We start from the raw sequence: 16,545 nt of genomic DNA, 5'->3' as shown, positions 1-16,545 counted from the left end.
TGATTGCGTTTCCGGTGCAACTCCGATGTTGCTTAGGTTCGTCGGGGCTGCCGTCACCCAGCACATTTGACATCCGTTTTGATGTGTTAGTATACTGTATAAATTAAGGGGAAGGTGGATGACGCGTCGTTGGTTTTCCATGTTGGCCATCGCCTTCGCCACCGCGCCGATCGGGGTGCCGGTGTCGGCGCAAACGGAAATGACAACGGCTCCGTCAGTCCAGCTGCGACAGCTATTTGCGGAATGGCGGCAGTTCGTGGAGCCATCCGACATCCGGGTGCCCGATTACAGTAAAGCCGCCATTGCCCGACGCTCAGCCGCGCTGAAACAGTGGCAGCACCGACTTGCCCGCCTCGACCGGCGCGGGTGGAGCAAGGCCGATCTGATCGACGCGCACCTGATCGAAGCGGAGATGAACGGATTCGACTTCAATCTGCGGGTACTTCGTCCGTGGGCGCGTGATCCCGGCTTCTACGCCAATGTCTGGGCGGAGCAGAGCGATGTACCTGGGCACGAAGGGCCGAATGCCCCGGTGATCGATCTATTCCGGTTTGACTATCCCCTATCGAGCAAGGACGCGGCGCGGCTGGGCACGATGCTACACACCGTGCCGCCAATGCTGGAACAGGCGCGAGGAACACTGAACGACGGCAATGCCCGTGACCTTTGGTTGTATGCGGGGCGCGCGCTTCACGAGCAGAGCGAAAATCTGGCAAAGCTCGAAGCTGGCATGTTGGCGATGCGGACTCTGGAGGGATCGAAAACCGCGACGCTCGCCGGGCCAGATGGTACTGCACTACGCCCCGCCGTGCGTGCCGCGCGAGAGGCGACCGACCGGTTCGCCGCTTGGGTGGCGGCACAAGCCCCCCGCAAGACCGGCCCTTCGGGTATCGGCAAGGCCGATTACGACTGGGCGATGCGCCACGTCCATCTGCTCCCCTATGACTGGCAGGCGCAGGTGTCGTTGTTGCAGCGCGAACTGGACCGTGTCCAAACCTCGTTGCGTCTGGAAGAGGTGCGGAACCGCGCCTTGCCACCGCTCGATCCGGTTGATGACCCGGCCGCCTATCGCCGACTGTCGGCCGAGCGGGCGCGGCGCTTTTCCGATTTTCTGGTCCGTACCGGAATCGTGTCCGATCGTCCCTATTATCGGGCGGCCATGGCGGCGCAGACCTTACCCTATACACCGCCGGATCAACGTAACTTCTTTTCGTTGGTGACCGCGCGCGATCCGTTGCCGCTGTACAGCCACTTCTATCACTGGATTGACCTCGCGCGCCTGAAGCACGAGCCAAACGCCGATCCGATCCGACAGGGACCCCTCTTGTTCAACATCTGGATGGAGCGGTCGGAGGGCTTCGCGACGGCGATGGAGGAGATCACCATGCAGACTGGGCTGTACGATGATCTACCCCGCGGGCGGGAACTGGTCTGGATCATGCTCGCCAATCGCGCGGCGCGGGGGCTTGCGTCGCTTTATGTCCAGGCCAACCAGATGACGCTGGCCGAGGCTGGCGCGTTTCACGAACGATGGACACCGCGCGGCTGGGCGCAGGCGAAGAGCGATCTCGTCGGTTTCGAACAGTTGCTGTATCTACGCCAGCCAGGGTACGGCAGCAGCTATGTGACCGGCAAATTGCAGTTCGACCACCTGCTCGCCCGATTGTCCGATCGCGCGCAGCTGGAAAGGCGGCCGTTCGATGCCGCCGAAACCCTGAACGCCATGACCCGCCCCGGCATCATTCCCGTCGCACTGATTGAGGAGGAGATGATGGACACGCCGCGATGAGGCCCAAGCAGCAGGCGGGCCGGCTCCACTGCTCCGCATGGCGGATTCTCGGGCATTACACCGTATAGCCGTCCGTGATCCGCTGGTTCAGGAATGAACCATAAACTTACCATCGAGAGTTTCGATGACAGGTGTCGCCACGATGCGACACCGCATCCGCAGGCAGGAACAAGGAGCGACTGATAAAAAGGGGAACACCAATGCGATCATTGACCATCATGGCGCAACGTCGCCTACTATTTGCGAGCGCGGCAGCGTTCAGCCTTGCCATTGCAACTAGCGCCGTGGCGCAAGTTGCCGAGGCATCTGTCGCCGGCACGGACAGCAACAGCGCCTCCGCGCCCGGCGAGGACATCGTCGTCACCGGCTCGCGTATCCGCCGCGATCCGCTGGCACAGGCGGCGCCCCTGACCACCGTCGACAGCGCAGACATCGCGCGCACCGGCCTGTCGTCGATCGCGGACGTGTTGCAACGCCTGCCCGGCAGCGCCGGCGGCCTCAATTCCCGGTTCAACCGCAGCGGCAACAACGGCAATCCGCCCGACGGTGGCGGCGTAGGCGCGGGCTCGGCGGAGATCGACTTGCGCTATCTGGGCAGCCGCCGCACATTGGTGCTGCTCGATGGCCAGCGTTATATCAACGGCTCGTCGGCCAGCGGCGTCCCCGGTGCCGTGGATATCAACTCGATTCCTGACAGCATGGTCGAACGGATCGAGGTGCTGCGCGATGGTGCCTCGACAATCTACGGTTCCGACGCGATCGCCGGCGTCGTCAACATCATCACCAAGAAACGCCAGAACGGCTTCGTCGCCAGTGCCCAGGTCGGCGCCTATGACGAAGGCGACGGCGTCACCCAGAACTATCAGTTGAGCTGGGGACATCGTGACGACGATGCCGGCGTCTCGTTCGTAGCGGGCGCGAATTACATCAAACAGGGCAGTGTTTTCGCCGGTGATCGCCCGTATTACAGCTTCCCCAATCCGGGTGAGACCGCCTGCACGTCCAGCTGCAGCTCCGCGACACCCAACGGCCGTTTCATCGTCAACAACCCGCTGACGGGTGAGTCGTTGAACCTGACGCTGCGGTCGAATCCGCTGACGCGCCCACGCTTCGTTCCGATCGATCCCACCGGCGCAAACGGAGACTTCAAGTCGTTCACCACCGCCGACCGGTACAACTTCCGCCCGGTCAACTATCTGCTGACGCCGAACGAACGGATCGGTGCGTTCATCAATTTCTCGGGCGATCTGGGCGACAACGTCAAATTCAGCACGAAGGTGATCTACAACCGCCGCACATCGGACAATCAGGCGGCGCCGCTGCCCCTGTTCGTGGGTCCCGACGCCGGCAACGGCAACCTGCTCGATACGATCTCGATCGATCGTACGAATCCGTTCAACCCGTTCGGCGTTACGCTCAGCACCGGCGCAAATGGCGTGCCCGCCAACTACGCGTTCATCGGCCGTCGCTTCGTCGAAAACGGCCCGCGCCATTATTCGCAGCGGGTCAGCACGATGTACGTTAGCTCGACGCTGGAGGGGCAGATCCCGATCGGCAACGGCACGTGGTACTGGGATGCCACCGCAATCCACGCCGAGACCGAAGCGAAGCAGAAGATGCAGGGCAACGTCAACGCGGCCAATCTGGCCGTCGCGCTGGGGCCGGTATCGGCCTGCACCGGCGCGTGCGTGCCGTTCAACATCTTTGGCGGTGCGGGATCGATCACGCAGGCGATGATCGATTACGTGACGTTTGACCAGCGTGACCGCAGTGACCAGTCGCTGACCGACGCGACGTTCAACATTACCGGTAACCTACTGAGCCTGCCAGCGGGTCCGTTGGGTCTGGCGGTCGGATACGAGTTCCGGCGTCAGGCTGGGTCGTTCACACCAGATCCGATCGTATCGGCGGGCTTGGGTTCGGACATTCCGGCCCAGCCAACGGCGGGCAGTATCAACGCGCACGAAGTCTATGGCGAACTCAGCATCCCCCTGTTGAAGGACATACCGTTCTTCCGACTGCTCGAAGGGTCGTTCGCTGCCCGCTATTCCGATTATTCGACCAGCGGCAGCAAGACGACGATGAAGGCGGGTATCAGCTGGAAGCCGATCGATGATCTGCGTTTGCGCGGTACTTGGGCACAAGGTTTCCGGGCACCGAGCATCGGCGAACTCTTCGGCACGCCGTCGCGCTTCGATGGCGAAGTCATCGACCCGTGCTCCGGTTTCAACAGCAATGGTGCGTCTGCGACGGTACGCCAGAATTGCGTCACGCAGGGTGTGCCGGCGAACGGCAGCTATGTGCAGAACGGCCTGCAGTTGCCGATTCTGACCGGCGGCAATCGCGCGCTGAAATCCGAGACATCGGAAAGCTGGATCGTCGGCGGTGTCTATAGCCCCGGCTGGGCGCGCGGCGGCATCGTCGGCAACTTGAGCCTTGAGGCAGATTACTACACGATCAAGGTCGATGACGCGATCTCGTCGATCGGCGCCGACGTGCTGCTCGCCAATTGCACGGGATCGAACGATCCGGTCGCGTGCAGCGCGATCACCCGTTCCGCCACCGGCCAGATCACCCAGATCCGCGGCTTGTTGCAGAACATTGCGAGCATCAAGAGCGAGGGGATCGACGCGATCCTGACCTATCGTAGTCCATCGATCGGCACGGGCACGATCGGCCTGACCTGGGCCAACAACTATCTGCTGGAATATTCGACCACCTTACCGACCGCGACCGGCAGCCAGAAGCTGGAGCGGCAGGGGACCGAGCGTGGCGATCAGGCCTATCCGCGCTTCAAATCGAACTCCACGCTGGACTGGAGCAGCGAGAATTTCCTCGCTTCCATCACCGGTCGTTTCATAAGCAAGGTGATCGAGCCGGCCTATGACAACAACGAGATAAAGGCGACGATCTATCTCGATGCGCAGGTCGGCTGGAACCTGCCCTTTGCAGAGCGACGTTTCATGCTGACCCTTGGCGTCAACAACGTACTGGGTAAGCGTGCGCCCGACTGCCTGAGCTGCGGTGGCTTCGATCCGACGACGTACGACCTGCCCGATCAGTTCGGGTATGTACGCCTCGGCGCAAAATTCTGATGATCGGGGGCGGGGGTTCGATCCGCCGCCCCTTTGGTTCACCGTCGGACGTAAAAGAGATGGGTACGGACCTGCGCCACCTTGACCAGAGAGTCGCGCCAGTACGGCACCATCCAGTCGGTGTGATAATGCGTGGCGCGCCCGACGTCTGGAAAGACATAGCCTGACAATGCGCGGCGGGCGGCGCGCCTTGCCTTCGCCCAACCGACATGCACCGTGCGCCGCTGGATCGATCCGTCGCAGGTGAAAGAGAACTGGCAACCGGTACCACGGGTGTAGCCTTGATAAACGACGCCGCAGATCGTCTTTGGAAAGCCCCGCGCCCTGACCCGGTTCAGGATCACCTGGATCACCGCCTTCTGTCCGCGCGTATCGCTGCCCGCCTCATATAAGGCAGCGGTCGCCAGACATTCGGTCGCCTGTTCGCGGGACGCGACGCCACCGGAAAAGCGATAGCCGGGCGCGATCGAACGTCGCCGTTCGTCCAGCGGCACCGCCGCGTTCGACGCACGCGCCTGCGCCATCGTCAATGGCGGCCTTGGCGGAACCGATCGCCTGGGGTCGATCACCCCCAAGATTATCACGATAGTCCCGACGATGCCGAGCAACAGCAGCCAGCGCTTCGCCGCGGCGTTTCGCGCCGCTCTACGCCTTTTATTCCGTAGCGGCGCCCCGGATTTTACACGTCGCTGCGCCACCACCAGCTATCTCAGGGGATCGCGCCGGGCGAGGGCCTGGGCGAGCGAGCTTTTGCCGCTGCCACGCTTGGCGGGTTGCGGCTGCGACGCGTCCGGCGCCCAGCCGGTCAGGAAGATGACATCGATCCGCTCACGGGTGCGGCCGTCGGGGCCTGCGGCCTCGGCGAAGGCCGCTGCTGCGCGGGACAGGGCACCGGGTGACAGCGAATGCCGATCGGTCAGGATGTTGGTGCCGGCCATCCCCCGCAAATCTTCCAACAATCGGCCGATATCGGGATATCCGATGTCGACCGTTTCAATATCAGCGACCGGCAAGGCGAAACCGGCCCTGACCAGCAGATCGCCCGCCGATCGTACGTCGACCTGGGGGTGCAGCCGCGCCACGGGGCGCTCGCGCTCGGCGATCTGGAAAGCGCTACGAAGCGCGGGAAAGGAACCCGCGCCGACGAACGCGGCCAGAAACAGGCCGTCGGGCCGCAGCACGCGGCGGGCGAGCGACAGGGCACCGGGAAGATCGCCGATCTGGTCGAGCACCCCGGCACTAACAACGCAATCGAACGCGCCGTCCGCGAAGGGCAACCGGTCCTCATCCCCTTGGACGCCGCCGCTCCGGCTTGCGAAGCCGAAACCGGCATCCAGGCGCGCAACCCGACTGCCCGGCGGTGGCGCGAAAGCACCATCGAACGATCCGAGGTCCAGAATGTCGGTGAATGAGCGTGTAACGGTATCCAACCGATCGGCGATGCCATCGAGCATCGCGACGCGGAGAAAATCATGCGCGGCGTAGCGGTCGATCGCGCGATCGCGGCGTCGGCGTCGGGCATTGCGATCAAAGATGTCGGGCACGTCCATCCCGGCGCTTGTGCCGTGCGCGTGGGCCGGCGACAAGCGGTGGATGCTGCGGTCGATCCTGAGGCCCTTGCGATGGATCGCTGATTACGCCCTGCCGCCGCGCTGTCCCGGCTGCGGCGTGCCAGTGGCTGAGGACCATCAATTCTGCGGCACGTGCTGGAGCGCATTGCGGTTTCTGGGGCCGCCGTGGTGCGCCGCCTGCCATGTGCCGTTCGCCTTTGATCGCGGCGAGGGCGCGATCTGCGCGACCTGCGCGGGCACCCCGCCACGACATGCCGGTGTGCGGGCGGCGGTTGCTTATGGCGACGTGGCCGGCGCGCTGGCGGTGCGGTTGAAGCATGGCGGCCGCATCGCGCTGGCCAACACGATGGCGCGGGCGATGCTCCGCCTGATGCCAGCGCAGGGCGACCTGCTGGTGCCGGTGCCACTCCACCGCGGCCGGTTATGGCGGCGCGGGTTCAATCAGGCCGCGTTGATCGCTGACGTCGTATCACAAAGAACCGGCGTGCCGCGCGATCACCATGCGTTGCAACGACGGCGGGCGACACCGTTGCTGCGGGGCCTCGGCCGCCGTGCGCGGGCGAGAGCGGTGGCGGGTGTGTTCGTTGTCGATCGTGCGCGTCGGGAATCGATCAGGGGCCGGGCGGTAGTACTGGTCGACGACGTCTACACGACCGGCGCGACCACAACCGCCTGCACCCGCGCGCTGCTGGCGGCGGGCGCGCGATCGGTGACGATCCTGTGCTGGGCGCGCGTGCTGCCTGACGCGGCCGATGATTGACAAGCGCGGGCCGTCACCACACCTGATGTCCATGGCCAACGTAGAAATCTATACCAAGGCGTTCTGCCCCTATTGCACGCGGGCGATGCGGTTGCTCGATGCCAAGGGTGTCGACCCGCAGGAATTCGACATCACGATGGGTGGGCCGAAACGCGCCGAGATGATCCAGCGCGCGCAGGGGCGCACCACGGTGCCGCAGGTGTTCATCGATGGCCGTCATGTCGGTGGCTATGACGATCTGGCGGCGCTGGATCGGTCCGGGGGGCTCGACCCACTGCTGGCGGCGTGAAGGCCGCCGTCCTCCAGATGACGGCCGGGATCGATCCGGCCGCCAATGCCGCCACGCTGGTCGATGCGGTCGAACAGGCGGCAGCAATGGGAGCGGCAATGCTGTTCACGCCGGAAATGTCTGGTCTGGTCGACCGCGACCGGTCCCGTGCGGCTGGATCGATCGTCGGCGAGGATGACGATACCGTGCTGGCCGGGGTGCGTAAGGCGGCGTCACGGTACGGTGTGTGGGTCCAGTTGGGATCGCTCGCGGTACGCAGGACAGATGGGCGGCTGGCAAACCGTGGCTATGTGATCGATGCTGACGGTGCGATCCGGGCCAAGTACGACAAGCTTCACCTTTTCGACGTTGATCTGCCGAGCGGCGAAAGCTGGCGTGAATCGGCCAGCTATGCGCCCGGTGAAGCGACAACCGTGGTAGATAGCCCAGTTGGCCGGATCGGCCTGTCAATCTGTTACGACATCCGCTTCCCCGATCTTTATCGCGCGCTGAGTGACGCCGAGGCCACGGTGCTGTCGGTACCGGCGGCGTTCACCCGGCCAACCGGTGTGGCGCATTGGGAGGTACTGTTGCGCGCTCGCGCGATCGAGGCAGGTGCGTTCGTCGTGGCGGCCGCGCAGACCGGGACCCACGCCGATGGCCGCACGACTTATGGTCATTCGATGGTGGTCGATCCATGGGGCAAGGTGCTGCTGGATATGGGGGAGGCGCCCGGCCTAGCGGTGGTCGATCTCGATCCCACCGTGTTGGTCGATGTGCGAACGCGGATCCCGGCGCTGCGGCATCGTCGGCAGATCCCGCCGGTGACGAACGTCGCATGATCGTATTTGACCTGCGTTGTCCGACTGGTCATGTTTTCGAGGCGTGGTGCGGATCGACCGGCGCCTATGAGGAACAACGGGCCGCCGGACTGATCGGCTGTCCGAGCTGTGGCGACACCGATATCGAAAAGGCTCTTATGGCGCCGGCGATCGCCGCAAAGGGCAACCGTGCGAGTGTTGCACCGCAGGCGATCAAGCAGGCGATGCACCTACTTGCCGCCGAACAGGCGAAGTTGTTGGGCAAATCGACATGGGTTGGGGCAGGCTTCGCTCACCGGGCGCGGGCGATGCACGCCGGCGAAGAATCACCATCGCTGATCCATGGGCAGGCCACGTTCGCAGAGGCGAAGGCACTGATTGAGGATGGCGTGCCGGTCGCACCACTGCCACTACCCGTCGTACCGCCAGATCAGATCAATTGATACGATCGGTGAAATCAACCCTCTAGGGGTAGATAGCCGCGCGTGAGTGGATTATGGGCACGTCACTGGTCCCGTAGCTCAGCCGGACAGAGCGCCACTTTCCTAAAGTGGGCGTCGGGGGTTCGAGTCCCTCCGGGACCACCAGATCACCGAATGCGGTGGTTATGAACAATGTCAAAAGTATCGGGGGTGCCGCCGGCACCCCCGATGAGGCATCAGGCCTTGGTCAGATGGGCCGAGATGTACTTGTTCATCTCAAACATCGTGGCCTTGTCCTTGCCGAATACCTTCTTCAAGTTGTCATCGGCGAGGATTTCGCGCTTGTTTTCTGGGTTCTGCAGATTCTTGGACTTGATATAGTCCCAGACCTTGCTGATGACTTCGCTCCGCGGCAACGCATCGTTGCCGACGATCGCACCGAGATCGGCAGACGGCTTGACCGGCGCATGGATGCCCGTCCCGCTGTTGGTTGGCTTCTTGGCGGCCTTGTCGGCGCCGGCGTCCTGCTTTGCAGTGGCCATGGTAATCCTTCCTGTTGAACTGTTGCCCAGCTTAGCGGAGCATTACGCCTTGTCGAGCGCGGACGCCTTGTGCGCCGCCTTTCCGCCGTTGTCACTCTTTACAATATACTGTGGGTCATCCGGCGACGCCCGCACCTGATGGCCTTTGATCTTGGTATCGCTCGTCACCTTTTTCTCGACATGCCCGTGCGCTTCGCCGCCATGGGAATTCCAGGTTACCTCGTCGCCCTTCTTTGGGTCCTTCATCGCTCCACCTCCTTGATTGTTTGCTACCAATCGCGGCAGAGGCCGGAAGGTTGCGAGGAGTGAGACCAAATGAAGACGCGAGCCGCTGTAGCGTTCGAGGCGAAACGGCCGTTGGAGATCGTTGAACTCGATCTGGATGGGCCGCGGGCCGGCGAGGTGCTGGTCGAGATCATGGCGACGGGCATTTGCCATACCGACGCCTATACGCTCGACGGGCTCGATTCGGAGGGGCTGTTCCCCAGCGTGCTGGGTCATGAAGGTGCCGGCATCGTGCGGGAGATTGGCTCTGGTGTGACCAGTGTCGCGGTCGGCGATCATGTCATTCCGCTCTACACCCCCGAATGTCGGCAGTGTAAATCCTGCCTCAGCGGCAAGACCAACCTATGTACCGCGATCCGGGCGACGCAGGGCAAGGGGCTGATGCCTGACGGCACGACCCGCTTCAGCTACAAGGGACAGCCGATCTTCCATTACATGGGCTGCTCGACCTTCTCGAACTTCACCGTGCTGCCGGAGATCGCGGTGGCGAAGATTCGTGAGGACGCGCCGTTCGACACCAGTTGCTATGTCGGCTGCGGCGTCACCACCGGCGTTGGCGCGGTGGTGCATACGGCCAAGGTACAGCCCGGCGACACCGTGGTCGTATTCGGGCTGGGCGGGATCGGGCTGAACGTGATCCAGGGCGCGAAGCTGGCCGGTGCGAAGATGATTGTCGGCGTCGATATCAACCCCGACCGCGAGGAATGGGGCCGCCGGTTCGGCATGACGCACTTCGCCAACCCCAAGGTCGTGGGCGATATTGTGCCGCACATCGTCGCGCTTACTGATGGCGGCGCCGATTACAGCTTCGATGCGACGGGCAACACCGATGTCATGCGCCAAGCGCTGGAATGCTGCCACCGGGGCTGGGGTACCAGCATCGTCATCGGGGTGGCGGAGGCTGGCAAGGAGATCAGCACGCGGCCGTTCCAGCTTGTCACCGGGCGTAACTGGCGCGGCACGGCGTTCGGCGGTGCGCGCGGGCGGACGGACACGCCCAAGATCGTTGACTGGTATATGGACGGGATGATCCAGATCGATCCGATGATAACCCACCGGCTAACGCTGGACGAGATCAATAAGGGATTCGACCTGATGCACGCGGGCGAATCGATCCGCTCGGTCGTGGTCTACTGATCGCCGGCCGGTAATAACAACGGAGAGGCAAATTACATGTTCAGTCACATCATGCTCGGCACCGACGATATCGATGCGTCGAAGTCGTTCTACGACGCCACGCTGGGCGCGCTCGGCATTCCGGCCGGGCAGATCGATCCGATGGGCCGGGCCACCTATGCGCACAGCGGCGGAATTCTGATCCTGACCAAACCGATCAATGGTGAGCCTGCCTGCCACGCCAATGGTGGCACGGTGGGCTTTGCGGCGTCATCGCCCGAGGCGGCCGATGCATGGCATGCGGCGGGGCTTGCTGCTGGCGGTACGGCGATCGAGAATGCACCGGGGGTTCGCAATTCGCCGTTCGGCCCGCTCTACCTCGCCTATCTTCGCGATCCGGCGGGCAACAAGATCTGCGCGATGCACCGCGTTGCGTCGAAGGCATGACCGACGCCGGCACGGCCCTGATCCTCACCCTTGCGTGCCAGGACCTTGTCGGCATCGTGGCTGCGGTGTCGGGAGCGCTGGCCGGCATCGACGGGTTCATCCTCGACAGCCAGCAATATGCCGATCTGGAGACGGGGCGCTTCTTCATGCGTGTCGTCTTCACAGGCGGCGGGCCGGGATTTCCGACCGATGTCGGGGGCGTCCGGGCGGCGCTGGCAGCGGCGGCGGTGCGGTTCGATTTCGCGTGGGAGGTCGTTCGTGCGGATGACCGACCGCGTGTGCTCCTGGCGGTTTCGAAGGGGTCGCACTGCCTGAACGACCTGCTCCACCGCTGGCGGACGAACGCGCTGCCGGTTCAGATCGTCGGTGTCGTGTCGAACCATGATGCTTTGCGCTCGCTGGTCGAATGGCATGGTTTGCCCTGGCATCATCTGCCGGTCGACGACACCAACCGTGATGCGCAGGAGCGGGCGATCCTTGATCTGATGGCTGCCAAACGGGCGCAATATCTGGTGCTGGCGCGCTACATGCAGGTGCTGGGGCCGACGCTGGTCGAGGCGTTGCCGGGCCGGTGCATCAACATCCATCACAGCTTCCTTCCCGGCTTCAAGGGCGCACGGCCTTATCACCGGGCGCATGAGCGCGGCGTGAAGCTGATCGGCGCTACCGCACATTTCGTGACCGCTGATCTGGACGAAGGCCCGATCATCGAACAGGCGGTGGAGCGGGTCGATCACCGCGCTTCGGCCGATGACCTGGTCCGTATCGGCCGCGATATCGAGGCGCAGGTGCTGGCGCGCGCGGTGACGTGGGTCGGCGAACGACGCGTATTCCTGAACGACAACCGGACGGTGGTGTTTCGATGACGATGGAGACCGTTTCGACGGCAAAGGCCCATGGCGGCACGCAGGGCGTGTATCGCCACCGATCGACCGCGACGGACACCGACATGACCTTCGCCGTCTTCGTGCCCGCGCATGATCCGGGCGAAAGATTGCCGGTGCTGTGGTTCCTGTCCGGGCTGACGTGCACTCATGCCAATGTGATGGACAAGGGTGAGTATCGCCGCGCCTGCGCCGAGCATCGCGTCGTCTTCGTGGCCCCCGACACCAGCCCGCGGGGTGAGGGCGTGGCCGATGATCCCGAATACGACATGGGGCAGGGTGCCGGCTTCTATGTCGATGCCACCGAAGCGCCATGGACGCCGCATTTTCGGATGCGGTCCTATATTGAGGATGAGCTGCCAGCTCTGATCGGTGCGGAGTTTCCGGTCGATATGGAACGGCAGGCGATTACCGGCCATTCCATGGGCGGCCACGGCGCGCTCACGATCGGGTTGCGGCACCCCGATCGGTTCCGCAGCGTGACCGCCTTCGCGCCGATCGTCGCACCGGGACAGGTGCCGTGGGGTGAGAAGGCGCTGGGCGGATATCTGGGCGACGATCGCAGCACATGGCGCCGTTACGACGCGGTGGCGTTGATCGAGGATGGCGCGCGCCGGCCCGACCTACTGGTCGATCAGGGTGATGCGGACCAGTTTCTGGGCGAGCAGTTACGGCCCGAACTGCTGGCGGCGGCATGTGCGGCGGCGGGGATCGACCTGACGCTGAGGATGCAGCCGGGATATGATCACAGCTATCTGGGTGTCTCGACCTTCATGGCGGATCATGTCGCCTGGGCCGCCGAACGATTGAGGAAGGCAGCATGAACATGGAACCGGAGGATGGCGACCTGATCGCCGAGGACGGCAAGATCGCCGTGCCGCCCCATGTCGCCGAGGCGATCCGCACGCTGATCGCGTGGACGGGCGACGATCCAATGCGGGAGGGGCTGCTCGATACACCGAAGCGTGTCGCACAGGCGTGGCGGGAATATTGCTCCGGCTATGGCGACGATCCTGCCCGGCATCTGTCGCGGGTGTTCGAGGAAGTGGGCGGGTATGACGAGATCGTGCTGCTGAAGGACATCCCGTTTCAGTCGCATTGCGAACATCACATGGCGCCGATCATCGGCGTCGCGCACATCGCCTATCTGCCGCGTAACCACGTCGTCGGCATTTCGAAGCTGGCGCGCGTGCTGCACGCCTATGCTCGAAGGTTGCAGGTTCAGGAGAGGCTGACCGCCGAGGTCGCCGACTGCATCTGGGAAAACCTGAAGCCGCACGGCGTTGCGGTCGTGATCGAAGCGACCCATGCCTGCATGACGGCCCGCGGCGTTCGGACGCCGGGCGTGGCGATGACGACCAGCCGGATGATGGGCGTGTTTCGCGACGACCAGCGGAGCCGCAAGGAAGTGCTGGCGCTGATGGGTCGCGGTGGCGCGTGAGCCGGCGACCGCTGGCGTTGGTAACAGGTGGTTGCCGCCGGCTGGGCGCGGCGATCGCCACCGCGTTGGCCGGGGCGGGATATGATTTGGCGCTGCATGGCAGTCATGACGCCGATCCGGAGCCATCGCTCGCCGAGGCGCTGACGGCAGCCGGCGGTGTCTGGCAGGGTTTCGTAGCGGATTTCGCCGATCCGGCCCGAGCGACGGCGCTATATGCCGAGGTGACGGCCTGTTTTGGGTGGGTGCCGGATCTGCTCGTTAATGGCGCGTCGCTGTTCGGGCAGGATGTGTTGGCAGACGTGACGGCGGATGATCTGGCACAGGCCCATGCGATCAACGCCGCGGCGCCAGTGCTGCTGATGCAGGCATTCACGGCGACCGCGGGGGAGGGCGATCGATCGATCGTCAACATCCTCGACCAGCGGATCGCGCATCCGCACCCGGACCAACTGTCCTATACGCTGGCGAAACTGGCGCTGGCCGGCGCCACACGGATCGGCGCGGCGGGGGTGCGCGTGAACGGCGTCGCGCCGGGGCTGACGCTGCCGACCGGGGATTATACCGACGATCAGATGGCGGCGCTCGCCGATCTGATGCCGCTCCGGCGACTGCCGACGCCGGATGATATTGCCGCAGCCGTCCTGTTCTGTGCGTCGATGCCGTCGCTCGACCGGCAAATCCTGTACGTCGATGGCGGCGCGCATCTGGTGCCATTCGCGCGGGATTTCGTTCACCTGACGGGGTGATGCCCGACCGGGTTCGGGCACGGAAAGTCACTAAAGTCGCACTCACGGCCGCGCGCGGGCGCGTACACGCGCGCGAGAGCGTAGCCGGCGTCTGGATCGACGGTGAGAAAGAACAGTCGTTGGACGGATATAATCGCGTCCGGGCGTGTAGGACATAGCGCCGCAAAGTAATTCGCCGACGGATCAATTTGCGTTCTCGGTCGGTCGGTTTGGTCCAGTTTTGAGAAACCGGGAGAGAGAGCGCTTCTACTCCTCGATCTTCTCACGCTCCTTGTCGGCCCAGGTCTTGCCCTCGTCGCCACCCCATAGCAGCCAGGCGACGTAACCGGCGGAGGGGTCATCCTCGTTTCCCCAGTCGTGGCTTTTGGTGTCCTTGTCGACGTCGTGGCGGGCGAAGTAGCTGTGCATCGATTTTACGTCGGCGTCAGACATCGGCTTGCCTTCGACGATCTGTTTCGCGCGCTTCACGCCGACGTCGGTGCCGCCGCGATCGAAGCGGTCGCGCAGGTCGAGGCCCTTTTGCGCATTGGTCGCCATCTTCTTCGTCGGATTGTGCTCGCTGGCCATCGGTCCGTCTCCCAAAGGATATCGGGAGACGAACCGGCGAGCCGGGAAGGCGTTCCCTAAAGTCCTGAGATCATGCCCGATTGGCAGCACTCAACACCGCGCGGACGCTGGCGGTGGCGATGTCGCTGTCGAGGCCGACGCCGAACACCGTGCGACCATCGGCGGAGCGGCATTCGACATAGGCGGCGGCCTGCGCATCGGCGCCGTGGCCGATCGCGTGTTCGCTGTAATCGACGACGTCGAGCGTCGGCCCCGTCTCGCCCAGCGCGTCGATCACGCCGGAGATCAGGCCGTTGCCGCGCCCCGAGATCGACCGGTCGACGCCATCGACCGAGACGTGGCCGACGAACAGGCGCTGGCCGGCGGTGCCGGTCTCCTCGTAATCGCGCAGCACGAAGCGGTCGCCGGGGCGGGGGAGGTAGGTCGCCTCGAACCGGCCCCAGATATCGGCGGCGCCGAGTTCGCGGCTGGTCTCGTCGGCCAGCGCCTGCACGTGGCGGCTGAAATCGGCCTGCAGACGCTTGGGCAGTTTCAGGCCCTTGTCCTGCTCGATCACCCACGCGACGCCGCCCTTGCCCGACTGCGAATTGACGCGGATCACCGCTTCGTAACTGCGGCCGAGATCGGCGGGGTCGATCGGCAGATAGGGTACTTCCCACAGGCCGTCGTTACGCTGGCCCTGCGCCACGAAGCCCTTCTTGATCGCGTCCTGATGCGATCCGGAAAAGGCGGTGAAGACGAGGTCGCCGGCATAGGGTGTGCGCGGATGGATGGGCAGGTTGGTGCAATAGGTGACGGTGTTCACCACCTCGTCGATGTCCGACAGGTCGAGTCTCGGATCGACCCCTTGCGTGTACAGGTTCAGCGCCAGCGTCACGAGATCGCAATTGCCGGTACGCTCGCCATTGCCGAGCAGACAACCCTCGACCCGGTCCGCCCCCGCCATCATACCCAGTTCCGCCGCCGCGACGCCGGTGCCGCGATCGTTGTGGGTGTGAAGCGAGATGACGACGCTGTCGCGGTTGGGGATGTTGCGGCCGAACCATTCGATCTGGTCGGCATAGACGTTGGGCGTCGCGCATTCGACCGTGGCGGGCAGGTTCAGGATCAGGGGATGATCCGGCGTCGGGCGCAGCACGTCCATCACCGCCGCGCATACCTCGACGGAGAAATCGAGTTCGGCGGTGGAGAAGGTTTCCGGGCTGTATTCGAAGAACCAGTCGGTATCGGGCTGTTTCGCGGCCCCGTCGCGGAGCACCTTGGCGCCGGCGATGGCGATCGCCTTCACCTCTTCGCGGGTCATGCCGAACACAATCTTGCGCCATGCCGGACTGACCGCGTTGTAGAGGTGGACGATCGCGGTCCTCGCGCCCTTCAGGCTGGCGAAGCTGGCCTCGATCAGGTCGCGGCGCGACTGGGTCAGCACCTGGATGGTGACGTCGTCGGGGATGCGGCCGTCGCGGACGAGGCCGGAGATGAAGTCGAACTCGGTCGCGCCAGCGGAGGGGAAGCCGACCTCGATCTCCTTGAGCCCGACCTTACAGAGCAGGTCGAACAGCCGCGTCTTCTTTTCCGCGCCCATCGGGTCGATCAACGCCTGATTGCCGTCGCGCAGGTCGGTGGACAGCCAGCGGGGGGCGTGGGTGATGGTGCGCGACGGCCATTGCCGGTCGGGCAGGGCGATGGGCGGGAACGGTCGGTACTTGGTCGATGGATCGCGGAGCATGATAACTTCCCGGCTTCGCCGCCACGGATGAAGAACCCGCGCGGCCATTATGGCGCGTATGGGTG

At 64.2% G+C, this 16,545-nt stretch carries 18 protein-coding genes and 1 tRNA gene; 13 read left to right on the top strand and 6 right to left on the bottom strand.

Features of this window, described 5'->3' with window-relative positions:
* The first annotated feature begins 118 nt into the window (after positions 1-118).
* Both ASG67_RS09740 and ASG67_RS09735 read left to right on the top strand, forming a co-directional pair.
* On the top strand, positions 119-1,789 hold the full coding sequence (locus ASG67_RS09740; RefSeq protein ID WP_082543408.1) for a DUF885 family protein: 1,671 nt from the start codon (positions 119-121) through the stop codon (positions 1,787-1,789).
* 200 nt (positions 1,790-1,989) lie between these two features.
* The gene (locus ASG67_RS09735; protein ID WP_056528909.1) at positions 1,990-4,884 is read left to right on the top strand and encodes a TonB-dependent receptor domain-containing protein; all 2,895 of its coding nucleotides are present in this window, start codon (positions 1,990-1,992) and stop codon (positions 4,882-4,884) included.
* A 38-nt stretch (positions 4,885-4,922) separates the two neighbouring features.
* Here the strand turns inward: ASG67_RS09735 and ASG67_RS09730 are convergent, their stop codons facing one another.
* The gene (locus ASG67_RS09730; RefSeq protein ID WP_056528906.1) at positions 4,923-5,408 is read right to left on the bottom strand and encodes a cell wall hydrolase; all 486 of its coding nucleotides are present in this window, start codon (positions 5,406-5,408) and stop codon (positions 4,923-4,925) included.
* Between the two features lie 180 nt (positions 5,409-5,588).
* The gene (locus ASG67_RS09725) at positions 5,589-6,434 is read right to left on the bottom strand and encodes a methyltransferase domain-containing protein (protein WP_056528902.1); all 846 of its coding nucleotides are present in this window, start codon (positions 6,432-6,434) and stop codon (positions 5,589-5,591) included.
* 43 nt (positions 6,435-6,477) lie between these two features.
* Here ASG67_RS09725 and ASG67_RS09720 point away from each other — a divergent pair, with 43 nt between their 5' ends.
* The 5 genes from ASG67_RS09720 to ASG67_RS09700 all read left to right on the top strand — a co-directional run bounded on the left by ASG67_RS09720 (position 6,478) and on the right by ASG67_RS09700 (position 8,891).
* Positions 6,478-7,215, top strand: a complete 738-nt coding sequence (locus ASG67_RS09720) for a ComF family protein (protein ID WP_056529254.1) — start codon at positions 6,478-6,480, stop codon at positions 7,213-7,215.
* A 31-nt stretch (positions 7,216-7,246) separates the two neighbouring features.
* Positions 7,247-7,504: a glutaredoxin 3 gene (grxC, locus tag ASG67_RS09715; RefSeq protein WP_056528899.1), complete on the top strand. Its 258-nt coding sequence runs from the start codon at positions 7,247-7,249 to the stop codon at positions 7,502-7,504.
* Positions 7,501-8,325, top strand: a complete 825-nt coding sequence (locus ASG67_RS09710) for a carbon-nitrogen hydrolase family protein (RefSeq protein ID WP_056528895.1) — start codon at positions 7,501-7,503, stop codon at positions 8,323-8,325. The genes grxC and ASG67_RS09710 overlap by 4 nt, the downstream gene beginning before the upstream one ends.
* Positions 8,322-8,747 (top strand): DUF1178 family protein, encoded by a 426-nt coding sequence (locus tag ASG67_RS09705; protein ID WP_056528892.1) that lies wholly within the window; start codon positions 8,322-8,324, stop codon positions 8,745-8,747. The genes ASG67_RS09710 and ASG67_RS09705 overlap by 4 nt, the downstream gene beginning before the upstream one ends.
* Before the next feature lie 67 nt (positions 8,748-8,814).
* Positions 8,815-8,891: transfer RNA gene (locus ASG67_RS09700), tRNA-Arg, on the top strand.
* 71 nt (positions 8,892-8,962) lie between these two features.
* Here the strand turns inward: ASG67_RS09700 and ASG67_RS09695 are convergent.
* Together ASG67_RS09695 and ASG67_RS09690 are read right to left on the bottom strand one after the other, a co-directional pair.
* Positions 8,963-9,268 carry an SWIB/MDM2 domain-containing protein gene (locus ASG67_RS09695; protein ID WP_082543407.1) on the bottom strand — a complete coding sequence of 102 codons (306 nt, stop codon included), beginning with the start codon at positions 9,266-9,268 and terminating at the stop codon, positions 8,963-8,965.
* A gap of 42 nt (positions 9,269-9,310) precedes the next feature.
* Positions 9,311-9,514 (bottom strand): DUF2945 domain-containing protein, encoded by a 204-nt coding sequence (locus tag ASG67_RS09690; RefSeq protein ID WP_056528889.1) that lies wholly within the window; start codon positions 9,512-9,514, stop codon positions 9,311-9,313.
* 69 nt (positions 9,515-9,583) lie between these two features.
* Between ASG67_RS09690 and ASG67_RS09685 the strand changes: the two genes are divergently transcribed.
* From ASG67_RS09685 to ASG67_RS09660, 6 genes are read left to right on the top strand one after another with little or no spacing between them, the layout of a single operon-like run.
* On the top strand, positions 9,584-10,690 hold the full coding sequence (locus ASG67_RS09685; RefSeq protein WP_056528886.1) for an S-(hydroxymethyl)glutathione dehydrogenase/class III alcohol dehydrogenase: 1,107 nt from the start codon (positions 9,584-9,586) through the stop codon (positions 10,688-10,690).
* 36 nt (positions 10,691-10,726) lie between these two features.
* Positions 10,727-11,116, top strand: a complete 390-nt coding sequence (locus ASG67_RS09680) for a VOC family protein (RefSeq protein ID WP_056528882.1) — start codon at positions 10,727-10,729, stop codon at positions 11,114-11,116.
* Positions 11,113-11,982, top strand: a complete 870-nt coding sequence (purU, locus tag ASG67_RS09675; RefSeq protein ID WP_056528879.1) for a formyltetrahydrofolate deformylase — start codon at positions 11,113-11,115, stop codon at positions 11,980-11,982. Before ASG67_RS09680 ends, purU begins: the two co-directional genes overlap by 4 nt.
* The gene (gene fghA / locus ASG67_RS09670) at positions 11,979-12,824 is read left to right on the top strand and encodes an S-formylglutathione hydrolase (protein ID WP_056528876.1); all 846 of its coding nucleotides are present in this window, start codon (positions 11,979-11,981) and stop codon (positions 12,822-12,824) included. Before purU ends, fghA begins: the two co-directional genes overlap by 4 nt.
* Positions 12,821-13,441, top strand: a complete 621-nt coding sequence (gene folE / locus ASG67_RS09665; protein WP_056528873.1) for a GTP cyclohydrolase I FolE — start codon at positions 12,821-12,823, stop codon at positions 13,439-13,441. The genes fghA and folE overlap by 4 nt, the downstream gene beginning before the upstream one ends.
* Entirely contained in the window at positions 13,438-14,187 is a 750-nt protein-coding gene (locus ASG67_RS09660) for an SDR family oxidoreductase (protein ID WP_056528870.1), read from the top strand. Before folE ends, ASG67_RS09660 begins: the two co-directional genes overlap by 4 nt.
* 246 nt (positions 14,188-14,433) lie before the next feature.
* On the opposite strand, the gene ASG67_RS09655 is transcribed toward ASG67_RS09660, so the two are convergent.
* Together ASG67_RS09655 and leuA are read right to left on the bottom strand one after the other, a co-directional pair.
* Complete coding sequence (locus tag ASG67_RS09655) at positions 14,434-14,754, bottom strand: hypothetical protein (protein ID WP_056528867.1); 321 nt, start codon at positions 14,752-14,754, stop codon at positions 14,434-14,436.
* A gap of 70 nt (positions 14,755-14,824) precedes the next feature.
* Positions 14,825-16,480, bottom strand: coding sequence for a 2-isopropylmalate synthase (leuA, locus tag ASG67_RS09650; RefSeq protein ID WP_056528864.1), 1,656 nt, complete (start codon positions 16,478-16,480; stop codon positions 14,825-14,827).
* Positions 16,481-16,545: the final 65 nt, after the last annotated feature.

The organism is Sphingomonas sp. Leaf339 (genome assembly GCF_001426195.1).
Classification (GTDB): Bacteria; Pseudomonadota; Alphaproteobacteria; order Sphingomonadales; family Sphingomonadaceae; genus Sphingomonas.
Note: the sequence above shows the minus strand (reverse complement) of the source record. Positions and strands in the feature narration are given on the sequence as shown.